This window comes from Rhodococcus yunnanensis NBRC 103083 (assembly GCF_001895005.1).
Lineage (GTDB): Bacteria > Actinomycetota > Actinomycetes > Mycobacteriales > Mycobacteriaceae > Rhodococcoides > Rhodococcoides yunnanense.
Genome location: NZ_BCXH01000023.1, coordinates 86,283 through 94,275 on the forward strand (window position 1 = coordinate 86,283; position 7,993 = coordinate 94,275).

Below are 7,993 nucleotides of genomic sequence, written 5' to 3' on the forward strand. Positions count from 1 at the left end.
GACCCCGCGGACTGCCGCTTGAACGAACCACCGAAGCTATCTGATCGTATGAATGGACCATTCAAGCGATCAGTGGTCAGAGGGCCGGCGGACAGCAAGTCAGCCGAACAACGTTGAACCCCAGTAGTCCGATTCGCCCAATCCGGGTGGGCAGGCGAAGACGGCCGACCCGACGTGCTGGATGTATTCGTTCAGCGCATCCTTGCGCGCCAGGGCCAATTGCATCGGCACGAACTGGGTCAGCGGATCCCGGCAGTACGCGATGAAGAAGAGGCCTGCGTCGAGGTGGCCGAAACCGTCGGATCCGTCGGTGAAGTTGTATCCGCGACGCAGGATCTGGATGCCGCCGAGTTCTTCTTTCGACGCCAGGCGAACGTGTGCATCGGCGTCGATGAGTAGTCCTTTGGGGCCCTTGGAGTCCAGGTCGAGTGGGTCGAATTCGTCCTTCAGTCCGAGGGGTGCGCCGGATCCTTTGCTGCGCCCGATGACTCGTTCCTGCTCGTTCAGTACCGTGCGGTCCCAGGATTCGATGAGCATGCGGATTCGGCGGGCGACGAGGTACGAGCCGCCGCGCATCCATTCCTGGTCGCTGTCGCCGACCCAGACGAAATCGTCGAGAAGACCCGGCTCCTCTGCTTTGAGGTTGGCGGTTCCGTCCTTGAATCCGAACAGGTTTCGCGGAGTCGCCTGCGAAGTGGACGTCGAGGAGGTTCGTCCGAATCCGAGTTGCGACCATTTGACCGAGACGGTCCCGAAGCCGACGCGCGCCAGGTTTCGGATTGCATGCACGGCCACCTGGGGGTCGTCGGCGCACGCCTGGATGCAGAGATCTCCGCCGGAACGACGCTCGTCGAGATTGTCGGCAGGGAAATGCTGCAGGTCCGCCAGGGACGACGGCCGTAGATCGGCAAGGTCGAATCGCGTGAACAATCCCGGGCCGAATCCGATGGTCAACGTCAGCGACGACGCCGAAAGGCCGAGCGCCTCACCGGTATCCGTTGGAGGCTTGTACTCGCCTGCTCCGGTGGCACCGTCGTCGAACGTTTCCTCGCCCTTGACCAGACGCTCGGCCATCTCGGTCCACTTCTTCAGCAGCGCGACGAAGGTGTCGCGTGAATCGGTGGTGATGTCGAACGCGACGAAGTGCATGCGGTCCTGGGCGGGCGTGACGATGCCCGCCTGGTGATCACCGCGGAACGCGACGACGTCCGACGGCGTCTCGGACGACGAAGAGCCCGCGGCGTAACCGCCGACCGCACCTGCGCCGACGAGCGCAACTCCCGCCCCGGCGGCGCCGAAGAGACGCCGCCGAGAGATGCCGGAAGCTGCTGGGGATTGTTCGGAACTACTGTCCTGCGACGACACCTTGTACCTGGCTCACTTCTGCTGACAACGCATCGATCTTGTTCGACAGTTCTTGACGCTGAGGTTCGGTGACGGTGTCGTAGAAGACGAAACCGTCGCCACTACGGTACTTGGCCAGTTCGGCGTCGAGCTCGGCGAACCGGGTATCGATCGTGGTGCCCAGTTCGGCGTTGTTCTGATCGATGATCGGACGCACGGCGGCGACGGCTGCCTGCGAGCCGTCGACGTTGGCCTGGAAGTCGTAGAGGTCGGTGTGGGAGAAGAAGTCCTCTTCGCCGCTGATCTTGGTCTTGGCGACCTCGTCGAGCAGCCCCTGCGCTCCACCGGCCACCTGGATCGGATCGACGGCGAAGTCGTCGGCCTTGATCTTCTCGGACAGCTCGGTGATGTCGGCCTGGAGTTGATCGGCCATCGCGTTGGTGTCGGGCTGCAGGCCCTGCGTCCAGAGGTCCTTCTCGATGCGGTGGAAGCCGGTCCACGTGGCGCCGGGTTCCACGTCGGGCTCACGCAGGTCGATGCGCGGATCCAGGTCGTCGGGGAAGCTCTCGGCGACGGGCTCGATGCGCTCGTAGTAGCTGCGCGTGATCGGGAACTGCGCCTTGGCGGCTTCGATGTTTCCGGATTTGACCGCGTCGACGAATGTCGCGGTTGTCTCCTGCAGCGCGTCGACCTGGCTGACGACGTAGCGCTTGTATCCGTCTGCGGCTTCGGCGAGCAGGCCGTCCTCGTCGGCCTCACGGACGGCGTCACCGGTGACGACGAAGTCCGCGCGGACGCCGTCGCCGACCATCCCTGCCTTGCATGCGGTCTGGTAGGTGCCGGGGTCGGGGAGGGCGACGATGAGCTGACGCGTCAGGCCGGGCCCGATGTTCTCGACCTCGCCCATCACTCGGTCGCCTTCGCCGTACACGTAGAACTCGGTGACCTTGGAGCCGTTGTTGGTGATCTGGAAGGTCGAGTTTCCGGTGGAGCCTTCGGTGGCGTCGACGTCACATGTGGTGTCGTTCGCGGTGACTGCGATGTCCGACGCGCTCGTCTCGGACGACGACTTTTCGGTACAGCCGGCAAGAGCCAGGGGGATAACCGCGATTGCGGCCAGAGCGTAGGGGGTGCGACGCATCGAGGTGGTGCCTTTCAGGAGTTGGTGAGAGCAGGCTCGGGAACACGGACCGGCCGGAGAAACAGGAACAGAACGATGACGATGTACGCCGTCCACCCGACGACCTGGAAGACGGTCGGCTCTGGCCGGAAGTTGAAGATGCCCGCGAGCACGGTGCCGTACCAGCTGGAGGCGTCGTAATGCGCGGTGATGTCGAACGCGACGGCGCTGCCACCCGGGAGCAGTCCGCCGATCTGCAGCGCGCGGATGCCGTACGCGAGGATTCCGGCGGCGACGACGATCAGGAAGACACCGGTGTACTGGAAGAAGGTGGCGAAGTTGATGCGGATCGCGCCGAAGTACAGGAACACGGTCACGATCGCGGCGGCAACGATGCCGAGCAGCAGGCCGAGCAGTGGCCACAGGCTGCCGTTGGTGTTCTCGGCGTAACCGACCATCAACAGGGCCGTCTCGACGCCTTCGCGACCCACGGCGAAGAAGGACAGCGTCAGCACCGCAATGGGGCCGACGGTCAATGCGCGTTCCAGTCCGCTGCGGAGTTCGCCGGACATGTCCTTGGCGGCGGTGCGCATCCACAGGACCATCGCCGTGACGATCGCGACCGCGACGAGCGAGGCGATGCCGGCGATGATCTCGGCCGTCAGGCCGGTGACCGTCGAGGTGCCGTAGTGGATGACGAAGAAGATGATCGCGACCATGGCCACGGCGATGCCGACCCCGAGCCAGACCCACTTGAGAGCGTCACGGCGATCGGCTTTGACGAGGAACGCCACCAGGATCATGACGACGATTCCGGTTTCGAGACCCTCGCGGAGGCCGATGAGCCCACTCCCGAACATCTGGGTGGCGATCGACGGAGCCGATCCGGCGGCGGCGAGTACGGACAACTTCTGATGCTCCTGAACAAAGAAACAAGGGTAGGCGACCCTCATGTGGATGAGAGCAACATACACCCTTCGGCGAGTCGCACACTGCCTTTGAGCTGCTCTTTTTCGACGCTTTAGGTTTCTATTACTTTTGATGTGCAGGATGGCGGGGTGAAGACCCGACTGTGCTGGATGCTCACCGCGCTTGCGGTGGGATCGATCGTGGCCGCGTGCGGCACGTCCGAACCGCCGCGTGAGATTCCCGAAGGTATTCCGCCCGGCGCAGGCACGCCCGTCCCCGCGATCGATTTCAACGCACCGGGTAGAACCGCCGATCTCCTGCTCGAATGGGCCGAACCGCAGTCCGACGCGGTCAACATCTCGGCTCCGGCACTCGCGGCATACGGGCATGCGGCGGCCATCATGGCGGACACGTCGCCCGACTGCGGGATCGCATGGACGACGCTCGCGGGAATCGGTTTCATCGAGAGTCGACACGGCACATATCAGGGCTCCACGGTCGCTGCCGACGGAACGGTGTCGCCGCAGATCCGCGGAATCCCGCTCGACGGAGGCCCAGGCGTCGCCGAGATCCCCGACACCGACGGCGGACTGCTCGACGGCGACGCGGTGCACGACCGCGCGATGGGACCGATGCAGTTCATCCCCGAAACATGGCGAAAATGGGGCGTCGACGCCAACGGGGACGCGACCCCCAATCCTGACAATCTCGACGACGCAGCACTCACCGCCGCTCGCTATCTCTGCGCACGCGGAGGCGACCTGCGCACCGCCGAGGGTTGGGAGCGAGCGCTGATGGCCTACAACCAGTCGGGCGCGTACCTGCGGGACGTCCGCGATGCCGCCGCCGCCTACTCCGTCGGCACCAGGGCGTAGGGCGAGGTGGTCATATGCGGGGACGTCAGGCGAGCGGCTAGTCTGACACCCGGCACAGTCCGCAGCTCGGTCGTGGCGCCGCGAAACCGTGGCGCTGTCGGTCCCCGTTACTAGGAGAAGCATTCGTGGCCATCATTGAGCAGGTCGGAGCTCGCGAGATCCTCGACTCCCGTGGCAACCCCACGGTCGAGGTCGAGGTCGCGTTGGACGACGGAACCCTGACCCGCGCGGCAGTTCCCTCCGGTGCATCCACCGGCGAGCACGAAGCCGTCGAGCTTCGTGACGGCGGCGAGCGCTACGGCGGCAAGGGTGTCGAGAACGCGGTCAACGCAGTTCTCGACGAGATCGCACCGGCCGTCATCGGCCTCGACGCCATCGAACAGCGCGCGGTGGATCAGGCTCTGCTCGACCTCGACGGCACCCCGGACAAGTCTCGCCTCGGCGCGAACTCGCTCCTCGGTGTGTCCCTCGCCGTGGCGAAGGCTGCTGCGGAGTCGGCCGGCCTGGAGCTGTTCCGCTACCTCGGCGGACCGAACGCCCACATCCTGCCCGTCCCGATGATGAACATCATCAACGGCGGCGCGCACGCGGACAGCGGCGTCGACGTCCAGGAGTTCATGATCGCTCCGATCGGCGCGCCGACGTTCAAGGAGTCGCTGCGCTGGGGCGCCGAGGTCTACCACTCCCTCAAATCCGTCCTCAAGGCCAAGGGCCTCTCGACCGGTCTCGGTGACGAGGGCGGCTTCGCCCCCGACCTGGCCGGCACCAAGGCTGCTCTCGACCTCATCCTCGAGGCGATCGCGAAGACGGGCCTGACGCCGGGGCAGGACATCGCGCTTGCTCTCGACGTCGCCGCCACCGAGTTCTACACCGCGGGCACCGGCTACGCGTTCGAGCGTGAGACCAAGTCCGCCGAGGAGTTGTCGGCGTTCTACGGCGAGCTCGTCGACGCCTACCCGCTCGTGTCCATCGAGGATCCGCTCGACGAGAACGACTGGGACGGCTGGGTCTCGCTGACCGAAGCGATCGGCGACAAGGTGCAGCTCGTCGGCGACGACCTCTTCGTCACCAACCCCGAGCGCCTCGAAGACGGCATCGTCAAGGGTGCGGCCAACGCGCTGCTGGTCAAGGTCAATCAGATCGGCACGCTCACCGAGACCCTCGACGCCGTCGATCTCGCGCACCGCAACGGCTACAAGACGATGATGAGCCACCGGTCCGGCGAGACCGAGGACACCACCATCGCTGACCTGGCAGTTGCCGTCGGCAGTGGCCAGATCAAGACGGGTGCTCCGGCTCGCAGCGAGCGCGTCGCGAAGTACAACCAGTTGCTCCGAATCGAAGAAGCTCTCGGCGACGCGGCGCGTTACGCGGGCGAGCTGGCTTTCCCCCGGTTCAATTACGAGGGATAGCTTTTCTCGAGGCGACAAGGTGGAGTTGGTGTGATGGCGGCGAGGCGAGGAAGACCGGGGACCAGTCCAGGTGGACGTGATCCCCGGCCTCGCGGCCGCTCGTCGACCGGCCGCAACCGGCAGACCGGAGCTGTGTCAGGAGACGAACACAGCTCCGGCGCTCCGGCACCGGAACCCTCCGAGCAGGCGCGCGACGCCGTGGTCGGTGGTAAGGCAGCTCCGCGACGGGTCGGCGCACGTGCGTCGACGGGTGGCGAAAGAACTTTCCTCGGCTTGTCGACGGGTCGTGCTGTCATCCTGGCCGTCGTCGTGTGCGCGTTGGCGTTGACGCTTGCGATGCCGCTGCGGACGTACTTCTCGCAGCGGGCCGAATTGGCGCAGGTTCTCGCAGACAGGCAAGGGCTCGAAGACAGCGTCAAGAATTTGGAGCTGCAGAAATCTCAGCTCAACGAGCCTGCGCGTATTGCGGCTGCGGCGCGTACGCGTCTGTTCTGGGTGATGCCGGGGGAGACTCCGTACACGGTCCAGCTTCCCGGTGACGTCGCGAAATCGGACGCGGAAGAACAAACGAAGAAGCAATCCGAAGGTCCCTGGTATCGGGATCTCTGGGAATCGGCAGTGCAACCGCAGGCCAGCGAAGAACCGGAGACACCAGCGCTTCCGGCGGTCGTTCCTGCGCCTGCACCAGCAATAGAAGGAGGGCCGGTCGGGTGAGCTCGGCAGTCTCGCAAGAAGATCTCGATGCTGTTGCGGCTCAGCTCGGACGTGAACCTCGTGGCGTACTGGAAATCGCCTACAGGTCACCGGACGGTAGGCCCGGCGTGGTGAAGACCGCACCGAAGTTGCCCGACGGCACGCCCTTTCCCACGCTCTACTACCTGACCGATCCGCGGCTCACCGCCGAGGCGAGCCGTCAGGAGTCCGCCGGTGTGATGCGGGAGATGACCGATCGGCTTGGCGTCGACTCCGATCTGGCCGCTGCATACCTGAAGGCGCACCGGTCCTATCTGGCTGAGCGCAACGAAATCGAATCTCTCGGAACGGATTTCACCGGTGGCGGGATGCCCGACCGTGTGAAGTGCCTGCACGTTCTCATTGCGCATTCGCTCGCCAAGGGGCCGGGCGTGAATCCGCTCGGAGACGAGTCGGTCGCTCTCGCTGCCGAGACCTCCTTGCGAGGCAAAGCAATTCCGGCCGATTGGCCGACCATCGCCGAATTGCGTGGGGAGAGCGCATGACTCGGGTCGCAGCCATCGACTGCGGTACCAACTCGATCAGATTGCTCGTCGCAGACGTCGTTGACGGAGTGCTCACCGACGTCGCCCGCGAGATGCGTGTCGTGAGGCTGGGGCAAGGCGTCGACGCGACGGGTTCCTTTGCGCCAGAGGCCATCGAACGCACACGTGTTGCATTGGAAGAATATGCGGGGATCATTCGCTCGACGGGTGTGACGGCGCAGCGCATGGTCGCGACCTCAGCCACGCGGGACGCGTCGAACCGCGAGGACTTCTTCGCGATGACCCGCGAGTTGTTGGATCCCATCGTGTCGGGTTCGGTGGCCGAGGTCATCACCGGCGACGAAGAAGCGCGGCTGTCCTTCGCGGGCGCTGTCGGCGAATTGAGCTCGGCCGAAGGACCTTTCGTGGTCGTCGACCTGGGTGGTGGGTCGACGGAGTTGGTGTTGGGTGACGCCGACGGCGTCGAGGCAGCATATTCCGCGGACATCGGCTGCGTACGGTTGACGGAACGTTGCCTGCCGTCCGACCCGCCGACCGAGGACGAAATCGCGGCCGCCCGCGCCTTTGCCGCCGAGCGACTGCAAGCGGCATTCGACGCCGTTCCCGTCGAGAAAGCAACGACGTGGGTCGGAGTCGCCGGCACGATGACGACACTCGCAGCCCTTGCGCTCGGTCTCGAACAGTACGATCCCGACGCAATCCACCTCTCCCGCATCTCTTTTGCCCAGTTGCGTGAGGTGTGTCACAGTTTGCTGCACTCGACGCACGCCGAACGAGCAGCGCTCGGTCCCATGCACCCCGGGCGCGTCGACGTCATCGGCGGGGGATCACTCGTGACCATCGCGTTGGCCGACGAATTCGCCAGGCGCGCAGGGATCGACCAACTCGTCGTCAGTGAGCACGACATCCTCGACGGCATCGCGATGTCGGTTAAAATCTGATCGCACCATCAGCCCCTATAGCCCAATTGGCAGAGGCAGCGGACTTAAAATCCGCACAGTGTCGGTTCGAGTCCGACTGGGGGCACTGTTAAGCCGCAGGTCAGAGGTGGTGTCGGACGACGGTGGACGTTCGAACACCCACTTCGGTGTCACA

General features: G+C 64.9%; 8 protein-coding genes and 1 tRNA gene. 6 read left to right on the forward strand and 3 right to left on the reverse strand.

The genetic code is table 11. The features are described 5' to 3' along the window. Positions 1–99: 99 nt before the first annotated feature. From efeB to efeU, 3 genes are read right to left on the reverse strand one after another with little or no spacing between them, the layout of a single operon-like run. Positions 100–1,365, reverse strand: coding sequence for an iron uptake transporter deferrochelatase/peroxidase subunit (gene efeB, locus RY1_RS26395; protein ID WP_072806998.1), 1,266 nt, complete (start codon positions 1,363–1,365; stop codon positions 100–102). Further along, complete coding sequence (efeO, locus tag RY1_RS26400) at positions 1,346–2,485, reverse strand: iron uptake system protein EfeO (RefSeq protein WP_072806999.1); 1,140 nt, start codon at positions 2,483–2,485, stop codon at positions 1,346–1,348. The genes efeB and efeO overlap by 20 nt, the downstream gene beginning before the upstream one ends. A 14-nt stretch (positions 2,486–2,499) precedes the next feature. Further along, complete coding sequence (gene efeU, locus RY1_RS26405; RefSeq protein WP_072807023.1) at positions 2,500–3,372, reverse strand: iron uptake transporter permease EfeU; 873 nt, start codon at positions 3,370–3,372, stop codon at positions 2,500–2,502. Positions 3,373–3,543: 171 nt separating this feature from the next. Between efeU and RY1_RS26410 the strand changes: the two genes are divergently transcribed. The 6 genes from RY1_RS26410 to RY1_RS26435 all read left to right on the forward strand — a co-directional run bounded on the left by RY1_RS26410 (position 3,544) and on the right by RY1_RS26435 (position 7,924). Next, a complete protein-coding gene (locus RY1_RS26410) occupies positions 3,544–4,248 on the forward strand; it encodes a lytic transglycosylase domain-containing protein (RefSeq protein ID WP_084727898.1) in 705 nt (234 codons plus the stop codon). Positions 4,249–4,373: 125 nt separating this feature from the next. Next, positions 4,374–5,660: a phosphopyruvate hydratase gene (eno, locus tag RY1_RS26415; protein WP_072807000.1), complete on the forward strand. Its 1,287-nt coding sequence runs from the start codon at positions 4,374–4,376 to the stop codon at positions 5,658–5,660. A gap of 132 nt (positions 5,661–5,792) precedes the next feature. Then, positions 5,793–6,374 carry an FtsB family cell division protein gene (locus tag RY1_RS26420; protein ID WP_245819967.1) on the forward strand — a complete coding sequence of 194 codons (582 nt, stop codon included), beginning with the start codon at positions 5,793–5,795 and terminating at the stop codon, positions 6,372–6,374. Continuing rightward, on the forward strand, positions 6,371–6,898 hold the full coding sequence (locus tag RY1_RS26425; RefSeq protein ID WP_072807001.1) for a DUF501 domain-containing protein: 528 nt from the start codon (positions 6,371–6,373) through the stop codon (positions 6,896–6,898). Before RY1_RS26420 ends, RY1_RS26425 begins: the two co-directional genes overlap by 4 nt. Beyond that, positions 6,895–7,839, forward strand: a complete 945-nt coding sequence (locus tag RY1_RS26430; protein ID WP_072807002.1) for a Ppx/GppA phosphatase family protein — start codon at positions 6,895–6,897, stop codon at positions 7,837–7,839. The genes RY1_RS26425 and RY1_RS26430 overlap by 4 nt, the downstream gene beginning before the upstream one ends. Positions 7,840–7,850: 11 nt before the next feature. Then, positions 7,851–7,924, forward strand: a tRNA-Leu gene (locus tag RY1_RS26435). Positions 7,925–7,993 lie beyond the last annotated feature (69 nt).

Coding starts and splice junctions, on each gene's coding strand:
- RY1_RS26410 (WP_084727898.1), top strand. CDS start 3,544: ATGCTCACCGCGCTTGCGGTGGGATCGATCGTGGCCGCGTGCGGCACG.
- efeO (WP_072806999.1), bottom strand. CDS start 2,485: ATGCGTCGCACCCCCTACGCTCTGGCCGCAATCGCGGTTATCCCCCTG.
- RY1_RS26430 (WP_072807002.1), top strand. CDS start 6,895: ATGACTCGGGTCGCAGCCATCGACTGCGGTACCAACTCGATCAGATTG.